14 protein-coding genes are annotated in these 14,652 nt (G+C 26.8%); 4 read left to right on the top strand and 10 right to left on the bottom strand.

The window, feature by feature from the left end:
• Positions 1-49 precede the first annotated feature (49 nt).
• A complete protein-coding gene (locus tag I1A51_RS07850) occupies positions 50-1,696 on the bottom strand; it encodes a hypothetical protein (RefSeq protein ID WP_196892761.1) in 1,647 nt (548 codons plus the stop codon).
• 158 nt (positions 1,697-1,854) lie between these two features.
• Here I1A51_RS07850 and rmuC point away from each other — a divergent pair, with 158 nt between their 5' ends.
• Positions 1,855-3,201 carry a DNA recombination protein RmuC gene (rmuC, locus tag I1A51_RS07845; RefSeq protein WP_196892760.1) on the top strand — a complete coding sequence of 449 codons (1,347 nt, stop codon included), beginning with the start codon at positions 1,855-1,857 and terminating at the stop codon, positions 3,199-3,201.
• An 86-nt stretch (positions 3,202-3,287) separates the two neighbouring features.
• Here rmuC and I1A51_RS07840 read toward each other — a convergent pair whose 3' ends face one another.
• Entirely contained in the window at positions 3,288-4,268 is a 981-nt protein-coding gene (locus tag I1A51_RS07840) for an NPP1 family protein (RefSeq protein WP_196892758.1), read from the bottom strand.
• A 140-nt stretch (positions 4,269-4,408) separates the two neighbouring features.
• Between I1A51_RS07840 and I1A51_RS07835 the strand changes: the two genes are divergently transcribed.
• On the top strand, positions 4,409-4,897 hold the full coding sequence (locus tag I1A51_RS07835; protein ID WP_196892756.1) for a DinB family protein: 489 nt from the start codon (positions 4,409-4,411) through the stop codon (positions 4,895-4,897).
• 38 nt (positions 4,898-4,935) lie between these two features.
• Here the strand turns inward: I1A51_RS07835 and I1A51_RS07830 are convergent, their stop codons facing one another.
• From I1A51_RS07830 to I1A51_RS07820, 3 genes are read right to left on the bottom strand one after another with little or no spacing between them, the layout of a single operon-like run.
• Positions 4,936-5,391, bottom strand: a complete 456-nt coding sequence (locus I1A51_RS07830) for a hypothetical protein (RefSeq protein ID WP_196892754.1) — start codon at positions 5,389-5,391, stop codon at positions 4,936-4,938.
• A 36-nt stretch (positions 5,392-5,427) separates the two neighbouring features.
• On the bottom strand, positions 5,428-6,018 hold the full coding sequence (locus I1A51_RS07825) for a hypothetical protein (protein ID WP_196892753.1): 591 nt from the start codon (positions 6,016-6,018) through the stop codon (positions 5,428-5,430).
• Between the two features lie 9 nt (positions 6,019-6,027).
• Entirely contained in the window at positions 6,028-7,065 is a 1,038-nt protein-coding gene (locus tag I1A51_RS07820) for a WD40/YVTN/BNR-like repeat-containing protein (protein ID WP_196892751.1), read from the bottom strand.
• A gap of 71 nt (positions 7,066-7,136) precedes the next feature.
• Between I1A51_RS07820 and I1A51_RS07815 the strand changes: the two genes are divergently transcribed.
• Positions 7,137-8,024 (top strand): patatin-like phospholipase family protein, encoded by an 888-nt coding sequence (locus tag I1A51_RS07815; protein ID WP_196892749.1) that lies wholly within the window; start codon positions 7,137-7,139, stop codon positions 8,022-8,024.
• 9 nt (positions 8,025-8,033) lie between these two features.
• On the opposite strand, the gene I1A51_RS07810 is transcribed toward I1A51_RS07815, so the two are convergent.
• From I1A51_RS07810 to I1A51_RS07795, 4 genes are all read right to left on the bottom strand, one after another.
• Positions 8,034-8,483 carry a response regulator gene (locus I1A51_RS07810; RefSeq protein ID WP_196892747.1) on the bottom strand — a complete coding sequence of 150 codons (450 nt, stop codon included), beginning with the start codon at positions 8,481-8,483 and terminating at the stop codon, positions 8,034-8,036.
• Positions 8,484-8,490: 7 nt separating this feature from the next.
• Complete coding sequence (locus I1A51_RS07805) at positions 8,491-10,563, bottom strand: ATP-binding protein (RefSeq protein ID WP_196892745.1); 2,073 nt, start codon at positions 10,561-10,563, stop codon at positions 8,491-8,493.
• Between the two features lie 69 nt (positions 10,564-10,632).
• A complete protein-coding gene (locus I1A51_RS07800) occupies positions 10,633-10,860 on the bottom strand; it encodes a hypothetical protein (protein ID WP_196892743.1) in 228 nt (75 codons plus the stop codon).
• A 144-nt stretch (positions 10,861-11,004) separates the two neighbouring features.
• On the bottom strand, positions 11,005-11,901 hold the full coding sequence (locus I1A51_RS07795) for an alpha/beta fold hydrolase (protein WP_196892741.1): 897 nt from the start codon (positions 11,899-11,901) through the stop codon (positions 11,005-11,007).
• Positions 11,902-12,163: 262 nt separating this feature from the next.
• Between I1A51_RS07795 and I1A51_RS07790 the strand changes: the two genes are divergently transcribed.
• A complete protein-coding gene (locus I1A51_RS07790) occupies positions 12,164-12,676 on the top strand; it encodes a DUF7935 family protein (protein ID WP_196892739.1) in 513 nt (170 codons plus the stop codon).
• A 58-nt stretch (positions 12,677-12,734) separates the two neighbouring features.
• On the opposite strand, the gene I1A51_RS07785 is transcribed toward I1A51_RS07790, so the two are convergent.
• Complete coding sequence (locus I1A51_RS07785) at positions 12,735-14,444, bottom strand: flavin monoamine oxidase family protein (RefSeq protein WP_196892737.1); 1,710 nt, start codon at positions 14,442-14,444, stop codon at positions 12,735-12,737.
• Positions 14,445-14,652: the final 208 nt, after the last annotated feature.

Here is a 14,652-nt window from a genome sequence, read left to right as displayed (position 1 = left end):
TTATCGTATTTTTAACCGATATTAAATATTATCGTATAAATAAAGGATATTATTTTTCTTTTTTTCCAAAGATGAAAAAAGTGTTTTTAATTCCAGATTCTGCTGTTTTCCAAACAAAATTCCCTAGCCCTTTATAAGGAACTCTATCAAATTTCATAGGAACTTTTTTAATCTTTCCTTCTTTATCAGGATTATTCTTATCGACAATCAGATTACCAAAAAATGATTTCAAATCATTCTCACCTCCATTTTTCTTTTTATGAAAAACAAAATCGGCATTTTTATATTCTAAAACCATTTCTCCAGCAGAAGATTCAGGTGTTGCAATTGCCATAAGAGAAACTTTTTCCAAACTTCCTTTTTTGAAAGAAATTCCAGTTGCTGGAAAAAGAGCTTTATTGAAATCGGTTAAAGGAGCTTTTGACATCGATCCATTAAAATGAAATGTTGGAGAAAAATAATTCATTTTAATATTTAAATGAAGCGTAGAACTTCCCATAAATTTCCCTTTAAATTTCAATTCTAAAGGATTTTTATTTCGATAATAATTAGAAGCAATATTTTTTACAACAATTTCTCCTTCCTTAAAAGTAACTTTCAAATTTTCATCTGCATTTTTTAGCTTTTCTCTATATAACAAATCAACATGATTTAAAACAAGATCATTCACTTTTATAGGTGTTTTAAGCGAATTTAAAAGTTGATTAGGAAATAAAGGTCTTTTCTTGTAATTCCAAGGTTTTGTTTTATTTTTTAGAATAGAAGCTTTGACATTTTTAAGCATTAAAGAATCCATTACAATTTCATCAAATTTTAAGGTATGAATCAAATCAAAATTAGTTGCTTCCAAATCCATTTCCTCCAAAGAAAAAACATCTTTTGTGTATTTATATGTTTCACTAAGTTGTAGCAAATTCAAATTGGTAGGTTTATAAATTACAGAATGAACTTTTAAATTTTTCTGAAATAAATCATATTTCATTTCGTGGAAAGAAAAATCGTATAAATCATTAAAAGCTGTCATTGTAAATTTTGGAATCTCAATACAAGTTTCAGTACTTTTTAAAACTAATTTCCCTTCTTTTTCTTTAGCAAAAGAAACATCATGAATTAAAATATCAAAAGGTGAAATTTTTGTTTTATTTGATTTAGAATCTTCTGCTTTTTCAACAGTGATATCATTCTCTAAAAAAAGAATATGATCAATAGTTAATCCATGTAAACCTTTTACATTTAAAGCAATTTCTTTAATAGATTCCTCATGAGAATATCGTTCGATGTTTTTAAAATGTTTTATTTTAATTTTGGGATGTTCAATACGAATTGCAGAAGTTTTGGCTATTTTATTTTTAAAATAATTATACATTTCAAAACCTCTAATTTCTAGTTTTGGAATTTCTACATAATATGCCACAGATTTGTTTACTTTTCCTTCTTTTAAAAGTGAAATATAAGAATCTGTAGGAATAACTTTAATTTCTTTCAAAGTAACTTTTCGATTGATAAAACTCAAATTGATTTTCTCAAAAGAAACTTGGTAACTTGAGGTTTTATTAAAAACTTCTACTTTTTTTTGAAGAAAATCTTGTAATTCTTTCTCTAGAAAAATGCTAGAAATATAACTTAAAAATAGAAGTAAAATAACAACGATAAAAGTCGCTTTAAACAACTTATTTAAAAAAGTAGAAGATGCCATAATAAGAAAATTTCAATTCTAATTAATTTAAAGTTAAGCAAATAATTAGAACTCTTTTTAATTTAAAAAAGAAAAAACTGAAATTCAAAAAAGAAATTCATTTCATATTCACATAAAGTCTAGTATCTTAGCAATTATTTCAAATACTTCAAAAAAGAATGCAACAGATAATTATTTCTATTTTAAGTTTCGTAATAGGCGGATTAATTGCTTGGCTTTATATTAAGTTACAAGCTTCCAAAAATTCTAATTCATCCAAGGAAGATTTACAACAAAAAGAAAATGAGATATCGCACCTCAACAATCTTTTAGAATCTGTCAAATTAGAGAAAAGTCAACAAAATGCAGAATTAAAAGAAGAAATTGAGCATTTAAGAAATGAAAAAGAAGATGTTCTTATAGAATATACCAGAAGAAATTCAGAAAATAATTCTTTAAAAGAAAAACTAAAAGAGCAAAAAAATGAAATTTTCAATCTTCAAGAAAAGTTTTCTATAGAATTTGAAAATTTAGCAAATAAAATTTTAGAAGAAAAATCAGAAAAATTCACAAAGCAAAATCACACACATTTACAGCAATTATTAAATCCATTACAAGAAAAAATTCAACATTTTGAAAAGAAAGTAGAAGAAACGCATAAAGATAGTATTGATCGTCATGCAGCTTTGCGAGAGCAAATTTTTGGTTTAGAAAAGCTGAATTTACAGATGAGTAAAGATGCTTTAAACTTAACAAAAGCATTAAAAGGAGATTCTAAAATGCAAGGAAATTGGGGTGAAATTATCTTAGAAAGAGTTTTAGAAAAGTCTGGTTTAGAAAAAGGACGAGAATTTGAAATGGAGAAAAGTTTTAGTGTGAATTATGACAATAGAACTAGACTTCGTCCAGATGTAATTATACATCTTCCTGAAAATAGAAAGATGATTATAGATTCAAAAGTTTCTTTAACTGCTTATGAAAAATACATCAATTGTGAAGAAGAAACATTGAAACCAACTTTATTAAAAGAGCATATTACTTCCATTAATAGACATGTGATGCAATTAAGTCAAAAACGATATGAAGATTTATATCAAATTGAATCTCCCGATTTTGTATTGCTATTTATTCCAATTGAACCAGCATTTGCTGTCGCTTCAAAAATGGATCCGAATTTATATAATAATGCTTTTTCAAAAAATATTGTGATTGTAACACCTTCTACTTTACTAGCTACTTTAAGAACGATTAATTCTATTTGGCAAAATGAAAAGCAAAAGAAAAATGCAATTCAAATTGCTCAACAAGCTGGAGCAATGTATGATAAATTTGAAGGATTAATTCAGAATTTAATTAAAATTGGAAAAAGATTAGATGATGCAAAATCTGAATATTCTGGAGCGATGAATAAATTATGTGAAGGAAAAGGAAATATTGTTGTAAGCATGGAAAAACTTAAAGATATGGGAGCAAAAGCAAAAAAATCACTTCCAGAATCTATAGTTGACAGAAGTTTACCAAATTAAACTATTTTTGCTACATAATTTGTATAACATTATAGAAAAAGCTGTTCCAAATCAGAACAGCTTTTATATATTAGGTCAATTGAATTCTAAATATCAATTAATTTTCCTTGAAAGTCTGATTTAAAACAACCATTCGTTGTACAAACTTGAAAAGTTTTAAAACCGTTGCAAGCACTGATTTCATTAAAGTTTCTGTTTCGCCATAAAGGATTTGTTCCAATTCCTCCCCAACCATAATTATATCCCATCCAAGAATATTCTGTACTATTACAATCTAATTCCACCATATTATCAGAAATCAACCATGTATCTAAATATTGTTTTTTATTTCCAGGATTTCTCCAATCTTCCCAATAACAACAAGTTCCAGTTCCGCCATCGTCATGATACGAACCATGATTTCTTTTTCCAACATAAACAATTGGGTGTAATTTATTTCCATCTGTAAAACTAGTATGATTCGATTTTCTTGTGTACCATCCAGAATGTTGAAAGAATGTTATACTTCTTATCTTTCCATTATTATTAATTGTTCCATCGTCATTTATAGCATTATCAACTTGAACAATCACATTTTCCCAATCAAAATCATGCGCTCCAGAAACGCCATCACATTTTTGTTGGTCATAATAAGTCCACCAATAATTAATAATAATTCGATTTTCTTTACTTGGAATTTTAGTTAAGATAAAATAGGTATCTGCATTTGATTTTACAAAATTAAAATCTGTGTTTTCTTTTGGTCTTCCTCTATAGTTTAATTTTCCATTGCAAGTTGCGCCATTACAAAGTTCTACAATTTGACTTGCTTTTACAGGAAAAGAACTTGCAACTTGATCAAATCGAAGTTGAGGTGCATAACGTAAAGCTAAAATTTGACGAATTTCAGGATCAATCTCATCAGGAATATAATTTGGACAATTATCACAAGCAGCTGTTTCTTCTTCTTCAAAACTTCCAACTTCGCCACTCAAATTTCCATCTGAAACAGAATCATCATCATTACATGAAATTAAAAAAGCAAAACCAATAAAAAGGTATAATATTTTAAAAGTAAAAACTCTCATAGTAACTATTTTTAATATTTGTTATTTAAAGCTAATTAATACTTTTAAGAGAAGCTGTTAATAAAAATTGAAATCTATAATAGAAAAACTATTAATTAAACTTTAATTTTAATAGCTGAAAAAAATTCAAACCAAAAAAAATGAGCATTTTAGATTATATCAAGGATGAAATTCATTCTACCCACACAAAAACAAATCAATTAATAGAAAAAATTCCAGCTGAAAAATGGAATACTACTCCAGAAATTTTAGAAACAAATATGAATTGGCAATTAGGACATTTAATTTTGGCAAATTATTTACACGGAATTGCTTCTATTTCTGGACCAAATGAGTTGATTCGAAGTAAAATTAATATTCCAGATTATATTAAATTTTATGGACCGAATTCTTCACCAACAAAATTTAATGAAGAAAAACCAGATAATACTACTTTAAAAACTATTTATTCAATTCTTTTAGAAGAAATAAAAAAACAAATTGAAACTATTAAAGAAGAAGATTTAATTTCGGAAACAGCAATTCCAAATCCAGCTGCAAAAACCAAGAAAGAAGCTTTAAGTTTATTATATAAACATCAATCTTGGCATAACGGACAAATTGCTATGTTGGGAAGAATTTTAAAATAAGACATAAAAAAACCGAGTAAAATTACCCGGTTTTTTTGTTATTGGATTACCATTTTATTTTTGTCTTCTAAGTTGAATTTATCAAACTTTATTTTGTAGTCATATCCTGAACCACTTCCTTTAATAATTTCAACTTGTGAATTTACGTCTTCTAAAACTTTCTCATTTTTTGGATTTTCTAAAATCTTTACGAAACTTAATTTATAGTTACAGTGATCAATCCATTCAATTTTCAATTCGATTTTAACTCCTGTATCTAAATTATGCTCGATTTGTTGGCTTCCATTTCTTGTTACTTCAGTAACTCCAGAAATTTTGTCATCAATTTTAAATTTTCCAGATTTAAATTTCTCACAAACTGCTGGATCTAATGCATCATGAGATTCGGTGCTTGGTATCGTAAATTTCCCTGATTGGAATTTTTGACTACTTAAAACTTGACTGTAAGAAACCAATGACGTTAAAAAAAAGAAACCTAGTAATATTTTTTTCATTTAGTTAATTTTTAAAATTAGGATTGTTTTTATTGTTTAATAGTTATCTAGTATTTTAATTTGATTAATTAATTCTATTGAGTTGCAAATTTTATTATCGATTCCAGTTCCACCAAACATTTCAGTTTTCATTTTTAAATATTTTCTTTCACTATTTTTTACAAAGACTAAATAATTTGTGTACTTATAATCTCTTCTCGATCCTTCTGCTAAAAACCAAAAACTTTTCTTCCCTTGAAAGTCTCCTCTTCCGCTTGAAATTAATTCCAAACCTTCTTCTTGCACATATTTATTAATTACAAGAGATTCTGAATCTTGATCCATTTTTAAATTACCGTTGACCATTGAGACATCTAAAATAAAAGTATTTGTTAAACTTTTCGTAGTATCTGCCGAAAAAATTTCACTTTCATAATCGCTATAATATAAGTTTGTTTTCCAAGTTTCAGGGATTTTCATGATAAAGTTTTTCTTTATATCTATAACCTCCTCTAAATCATTAGTTTTATATTCAGAACTAGAACAATCAAATTCTGAATTCAAATAAGTTGTCGGATTTTTAGAACATCCAATACAAACTAATAGAATAAAAATTAAATAAATATTATGAATGTATGTTTTAATCATCGGGTTTTGTTATTTTAATGTTAAACGTGCCAATTTATTACTTCCACCTAACCAAGCGACTGTTGGAGAAACAAATGAAATTGTATAAAATCCTTTTTCACTTAATTTAGACCAATTATCTCCTTTATCTCCAGAAAAATAAATTCCTTCTGAACTTACAGCTACAATTTCTTTTCCGTTTGTTTCAGGAACAAATTTTACACAACTAATATATCCAGGTATTTGTTCATTTGCAATTAATGTCCATGTTTTACCTCCATCAATTGTCATAGCCTTTGTAGCTTTTGTGTCTTGTTTTTTATCCCAATTTCCTCCCATAATTATTCCTGTATTTGCATCTAAAAAATCAACTGAATAAATTCCAGTCATTGTTAGACCTTGAATTACTGGAGTATTAAATATTTCCCAAGTTTCGCCTTTATCTTTTGAATGTAAAATTCTAGCTTTTTTTCCACCTGTGACAATCCACGCATTATTTTCATATAAAGCAATATTTGTATTACTTGCAGCAAAAGCAGCTTCTCCTTCTTCTAAAGTTGGAATTTTATCACAAGAAATTCGATTCCATGAATTTCCACCATCTGTTGTTTTTAAAATAGTTAAACATCCATTTGTAGGATCTCCCATTACCAAACCTTCTTTATCATTCCAAAAATTAATTGCATCAAAAAAAGCATTTTCTAAAGTATCTTTATAAACAAAAGAAGTTCCTTGATTAAATTTTATGATTCCAGCAGGTTTTTCAATGCTAAGTAAAAATAAATTTTCTCCATTTTTGACAATTCCTCTAAAGTTCATTTTCTTTTCATTTCTTGGAAAAGAATCTAATTCTAATTCAATATTTACAGAATTTCTAATAAAACCAAAATGTTCATTAGAACCTCCATACCAAACTGTAGTTGAATCAATTGCTGAAATTGCACGGATTTCAGTTTTTGGAATTTGATATTCTTTTAAAACAATTTTTTTTTCATTATTTTTAGAAGAAGAGTTTCCACATGATAGGAAAATAGTTACAAACAGAAAATATATTAATTTTTTTAGCATAAATAATATTTTTTATTTCGTCAAATGTATAATAAAATAATAATATCATAAAAAAAACTTAGGAACAAAATATGAAAAAAGCATTGGTAATTTCTGGTGGTGGAGCAAAGGGTGCTTTTGCAGGTGGAATAGCAGAGTATTTGATTAAAAATCAAAAAAAAGACTATGATATGTTTATTGGTTCCTCTACTGGAAGTTTGTTAGTTACACATTTGGCTTTAGGAAAATTAGCTGAAATAAAAGAATTATACACCAATGTAACACAAGATTCTATTTTTAATAATTGTCCTTTTAAAATTCGTAAAATTCATGGACATGACAATATTCAAGTAAATATTTGGACATTATTATGGAGTTTAATCAAAAGAGAAAAAACATTTGGGCAGAGTTTAAATTTAAAACGATTAATCCGAAATAGTATTTCTCATGAAGATTATCAGCAAATTAAAGATTCAGATCATGAAATCTATATAACCGTTTCTAATTTTACAGAGAAAAAAATTGAATTCAAGAAATTACACGATTATTCGTATGATGACTATTGTGATTGGGTTTGGGCTTCTTGTAATTTAGTTCCTTTTATGAGTCTTTTAGAAAAAGATAGAAAACAATATGCGGACGGAAGTTTTGGATCCATTATTCCAATTCGAAAAGCAATCATGGAAGGTGCTAAAGAAATTGATATTATTGTTTTAGACACGGAAGAAATGCAATATAATCAGCTCACAGCAACAAATGCATTTACCGTTTTATTTCAAGCTTTTGACTTTATGATTTATAACTTAGAACAACGTGATATTGCAATTGGAAAACTCCGAGCTGAACATGCTGATATTAAATTAAATTTTTATTATACTCCACAAGTTTTAACACTAAATCCATTAATTTTCAAAAAGGATCAAATGGAAAAATGGTGGAGTAAAGGTTATAAATATGCACAAAAATACCACGATTTTTAAATCAAAATATTAGAATGCAATTTCGCAATTTCTTTCTTTTATAATTGAAATAATTGAATTGATAAGAGTATCCAAATTAATATCATTTTTAATTAATAAAGCTTTTGGATTTAATTTCTCATGTACTTTAGAATCATTTTCTAAATATTCAAAAGCAGTTAACAGAATAATGCTAGTATTAGGCATTTTCTTTTTAATTTCCTCACCCAAATCCAAACCAGAATAAATTTCATGTTTTGGAGCTGGAGTTAATTGTACATCTAGAAAAATAATATCTATTTCAATATTATTTTCATGACAATCTGATATTTTCTGATACGCATTTTCTAAAGTATTACATACAACTATTTCTTTGAAAACTACTCCCGTTTTTTCAGAAACAAAATCTAATGTTTTTTGATAGGCTTTGCATATTAGGGGATGATCTTCAACTATAAATACTTTATAATTTTTTTTCATAATGACTTCATGTAGGAATCGTTATTTTTATTTCAACACCTTTTCCTAACTCTGATTTAAATTCAACTTCTCCTTTAAGTTTTAATACTCTAGCCTTAATATTTTTTACCCCAATTCCATTCTTTTTCTTTTTCAAATCGAATCCAACTCCATCATCTTTTATAATGATTTCAATAAATTGATTTGCATGTCTTTTAATGCTGATATCAACATTTTTTGCTTTTGCATGTTTTAGAATATTTTGTATTGCCTCTTGAATAATTCTATATAAATTTACTCGTATTTCAATTGCAACATTTTCCCAATCATCATTTTCAGAATGTAAGGAAAATTTACAATCCGTTATACTTTCTTTACTTAAAATTAATTCTTTAATTAAACTTACAAAGTTTACATTAATATCTTCAGAAGACTTATTTAATTGATGTGTAATTCCTCTAATTTCTTTTTCGATTTCTTGTAATTCAGTAAGGTGATTTTCAAAAGTAGATTTTGTATCCTTATCAATATCACTCATTTTAAAAAAACTTAAATGTAATCGTACACCAAATAATTTACTTAATACGCTATCATGCAATTCTTCAGAAATTCTGTTTCGTTCATTATTCTTTTCATTCTGAATTTTCATATGTTGATTCAGTTTTAAAGAATAAATTTGTTCATTCATTTGTTGCTTTTCATTTTCTAAAAGTAATTTCTCATTTCTTTGCTTTTGAACAATCAAAAAGTAAATTAATATGATTAATACAATTAGAAAAAATAGGAAAGAAACCAACCAGATTTTTTGTTCAGATAATTGCTCTGTTTTTTGTGTTAATATTCTTGTTTTCTCAATATATTCATCTGTTTCAAACTCGATTCTAGCAAATTTATTTTGAATTCTTCGTTCTCTTTTTGTTACACTATCAGATACTTTAATATAATCTTCTAAATGCTCTCCTCTTTTATCAATATCGATTTCTGATAATAAATGTAAAGCTTTAAGATAATTCTCTGTGTTTGCTAATTTTTCAGAAATTTCTAATGCTTCACGTGCAGTTTCAAGAGCTCTATCTTGATTATTCTTCTTTAAAAAATATTCTGCAATATGTAATTTACTTATAAGTTCCCCAGATTTATTATCAATACTTTTTCTAATTTCAAGTGCTTTATTTAAATTGTTTAAAACATTATTATTAGTATTTCCTTGAAGTACTTTTGTATAAGCATAATTATCAATTAATCTTGCATATTTAATTTCGTCTTTTTTATCAACAAGTTTTAAAGCTTCGTCAAAATAATACAAAGATTTTTCAAATTCCCTTTTTTCTTGATAAACTCTTCCAAGATTATTATAAGTTCTTATATATAAATTATCCTTATTATCTTTTTCTAATTCTTTTATGATTTCAAGAGCTTTGATATGATATCTTTCAGCTTTATCTAATTCATCTAAATCTTTTTGTAATAGACCAAGATGATTATACATAGATTGCACATTATTTTGAGCATTTAATTCTTTAAAGATATTCAAAGAAGAAATTGTCAATTTTTCAGCTCCTAAATAATCTCCAAAAAAACCTCTGATTACAGACATTCCATATTTCATCAAGGCTATTTCATGTTTTTCATTTTTTGATTCATAGCCCTTTAAAGCATTATAATAATGATAATATGCACTATCATAAACTTCTCTTTTTTTATAGAAATGTGCAAAATTCCAATTAATTCTAGCTAATGATAATGTATCTTTAAATTCATCAGCAATTTCTAACGCTTGTTTATTTAATTTATAAAATCGCTTGTCATTTCCAATCTCATTATAATAAGTAGAAAGTTTTATCAAATAACCTATATTGGAAGAATCTGATAATTCTGATTTATATTTTATATAAAAATCATTTAAATAAGTATTTTTGAAGTGTAAAGAACTATCTTTCTTTTTCCCAAAATCTAATAATTCTTTTTTAATTAAATTTGTGTCTGTAATTGTTTCTTTTTTAGAAGTAACAAAACTACATCTGCTAAAAGTAAAATACGTAAAAAATAGGATACTTATAAATACTAAATATCCTATTAATTTATTAATTTTTATATTCAATTTTCTGTGTTTTGATACAAACGTATTATAATTTATTGAATTAAAAAATTTTCTTTTATTCTAAATAAATTATCCTTTTTTGTTTTCTTTATCCTTATTATTTTCCTCTTTCGGAGTTCTATCATAATTTCCTGGATCTAAAATATCCCAATCAATATCATCATCTCCACCAGTTCCTTTGATATCACCAAATTCAATAATTCCTTGATCAGTTTCTACAATTTCATCATTGTCAGTACATGAAATAACAACGGCCCCTAATGATAATAGTACGAAAGATTTTAATAATAGTTTCATAAGTAGTATTTTTTTTAAGTTTTTAATTGATTTTCTCACAAGATATATATTAATATTTCTTTTAGAAAAATTTTAAGAAAAAACTTCATATTTTAACACATTAATGGAATAACTGACATCATAATAGGAATAACTGACATACATTTATTTCTTCTCTAACTCCTTAATTGGAGAAGATTTAAACTCTTTATTCCTAGATACAGTGTGTTTTTCTTCAAACGGTTCATCCAAAAACTTTTCTACAACAAAATTGTAAAAAACATATTCTTTATGAATATAATCGTATGAAGTATTTGGTATTATAAATAACTGTGCTTTTTTCAAATTATTGTATATATCTATCACATGACCCAACTTAACTACATCATTATCAGATGCCACAACCAATACAGGACATTCGATTCTTTTTAAATCTTGATTTGACATATTAGGCTGAAACTTCATCAACTCCATTTGTGCTCTTGCCCTTTCCCAATTATTTGTAGAGTCATTTCTGAAAATTTTCTCTTCAATTTTTTCTAAATAATTTCTATTTGTTTCAAGCTCAGAAACATGAATTGCATCACTTCCTGGACGTAAATTAGGGGAAGAAACCACTAATTTAGAAACTCTATTTGGGTGTTTACTCGCTAATTCTAATGCAATATTTGCTCCATCCCCATAACCAATTATAAAAACCCTAGCAATTGATAAATAATCCATAATTGCTATATAGTCATTTGCCATCTGCTCAAAAGTCAACCATTTTGCATCTCCTTCTGATTTACCATGTGCTCTATTATCCGCAGAAATTACATGATAATTTTCTAAAAAATGACTAATCTGACAACCCATTGTTTTAATAGAACCTCCATTTTCATGAATAATTAAAATAGTTTGATTTTCGGGGTCTCCATAGGTTTCAAAATAAATATTTGCTCCATTAATTCTTGCAAAAGCTCCAACTTCAGCGTTCTCTCCAAACGGAATTTCTGTGTTGCAATCTTGTGCTTTTGTGTGGAATGAAAATAATACAAATAATAATAAAACTACCTTTTTCATCTTGTATACCGCATTTGATTTAGAATTCGTAAAGTTATAAAAATGCTTTTTGATTTCCATATGTTCTAAAATAAATCATACATCCTTAATATTTTAATTACTTTTTTTTACATTTATAATTCTTTTTTGAGAAAAGAATAAAAAGTACTAATATTATTAATTCAATTTAATGGGTGATTTCTAATTTTTTTATGATAAATTTGAATTCATTTTCAAACTAACCAAAGAACCTTATAAAAACAAAGAAAAAACACTTTTATTAATGGAAGTTATCGATATTATTGGATATACTGTTCCTGCAATTATCACTGCTGGAACTTCATACTATTTTTTGACGAATTTCTTGAAGAATGAACAAAAAAGAAGACGTTTCGAATTGATGAAAGAAGGTCAAAAAACATCTTTACCACTTAAATTACAAGCTTATGAAAGAATGACTCTTTTTTTAGAAAGAATCAGTCCGAATAAAATCGTAATGAGAATTCAACCAATTAGTGATAAAAAAGAAGATTATTTAAATCTTTTGGTTCAAAATATTGAGCAAGAGTTTGAACATAATTTAACCCAACAAATATATGTTTCAAAAGAATGTTGGAATGCTATTCTGACTACAAAAAATGCAACAATTCATCTTTTGAAAAAAGCTACTGCAAATACAGAAGTAAAAACTGCACAACAACTTCGTGAAGAAGTTTTAAAACTAATGATTGAAGGAGAATCTCCGACAGCAACTGGACTTTCATTTATCAAAAATGAAGTTAGTATGATGTTATAATTTATATTTAAAATAAAAGAAAGAATTACCATTTTTAAGCAATTCTTTCTTTTATTTTTTAATATGAATTTAATGATTTCATCGTTGTTGGCGCTGTAACATCTTCTGGAACTTCTTTTGGTTTCATATCATTAATAAGCATCACTACATGCTCTGCTGACATCATCGCTCCTTCTTGCCAACCTGGAATTGTAGAAACTTGATCTCCCATAATATAAAACCTTCTATCTGGCATTAATAATCTTCTATATGCATTCGTATGTGTCGCATCAATAATATCATGATGGTTCCATAAAGGCCATGAACCTTCAATATATGGAACATGTTGCCAAGAAATTGTAATTCCTTTGTGAAGTGGCACAATTTCATTATCTAAAATTTCAGGATGAAATTTAGAAACACTTTGTTTACTTATCGAACATCTTTCGTCTGGTGATAATTCTCCTAACTTATCTTTGTCTCCAGTATAAGCTCCAACTAAAATACCTTTATCTGCATAAAAATCATGTGATGGATACCAAATTTGTCTGATAGGATCAGTCGTCCATGAAATTCCACCAAAAATATGATTCTCTTTTGATTCCCAAAAACGATTATTACACTGCCATCCTACTTTAGTTGCTTTACTAAATTCAATAGAATCTAATGATTTTTTAAATTCAGATTCGAAATTATTTGGAATTTTCTTTAAAATTGGCGCTGGAATACTTGAAATACAATAATCAACATCAACATTAAAATCTTCATCATTCATTGTATAAACAAGCTTTACACCATTTTTCTTTACTTTAATTTTTGTAATTGGTGCATTATAAATAATATAATCTTCTAATCTATCTGTAAATCCATCAATAATTTTATCCATTCCTCCAACTGGTTGTAATAAAGTTGGTTGCCAATTTGTATAATAATGTGCATAAAAAGAATCTTCCCAAAAACCAGAATTCAATAAATCTTCTAATGGAATTTTATCTGGTGCATCACATAAACTATAAATATTTGGTGTCGGATTTCCAGCATCGTCTGTTCCACAGTGAATACTTTTTGAGCCTTCATATTTATAAGAACCATCACTTTTTTTGGTTAAATTTCCATAAACTTTTAAAAGTGATTGCATCTTTTTATTTTGTTCTGGATTTAAATTTCCAAAACTTGCATCTTTAGCTAATGAATTTGCCAAAATCTCAGCAATATATCCGTTTGTATCAAATTTTATATGATTATGCGTGAATTTTTTCTTTGGAGAATTTTCTTCTGAATAGAATATATTATTAGAACATTGAAAAATATATGGCTCTAAATCAATATCAAATTCTTTACAATAATGCAATACTCTTTTGTGCATATGAGAAATTCGACCTGGCCCCATATTTACATACAGTTCTTTTCCATTTTTCATTTTATCGAAAACACATTGTTGAACAGATTCTCCTCTCTTTGTTTTCTCTTTTATAATAGTTCCTCTTCTTGCAGTAAAATTTCTTCCTCCAGCTCTATTTGCAGCTTCTAAAATAATAATATTATAACCGCTATTTTTCAGCATATAAGCTGCTGTCAAACCTGAAATTCCGGCACCCAAAATTGCAACTGTTTTTCCTTTTCCTTTATCTGAAGGAATTTCCGGTGGTTTTGCCCAAACATCATTTGTTTGAAACATTCCCATCAAACTCATCACCTCAAATAAAGCTAAACTTCCTCCTGCTTGTCCTACTTTGTTCAAAAATTTCCTTCTTGACCAATTGTCAATCCTCTCTTTTTTATAAGTCATTTGTAAGCTCTTTAAGTAAACAATAAAAATATCTCAGATAAATAATTACCTTACTTTAAGTTACTAAAAATCAATGACTTATTTATTTATTTTTTTACAAATTTTACAAATAACTATCTAATTCCTAACATGTTATAAAGAAATCATTTGTATCGTCATGAATCTGGAATTTGATCATTTTTTTAATGCTAGCTGGAATTCATTGCTA

The sequence above is a fragment of the Aureivirga marina genome, from assembly GCF_015767265.1.
Classification (GTDB): domain Bacteria; phylum Bacteroidota; class Bacteroidia; order Flavobacteriales; family Flavobacteriaceae; genus Aureivirga; species Aureivirga marina.
Note: the sequence above shows the minus strand (reverse complement) of the source record. Positions and strands in the feature narration are given on the sequence as shown.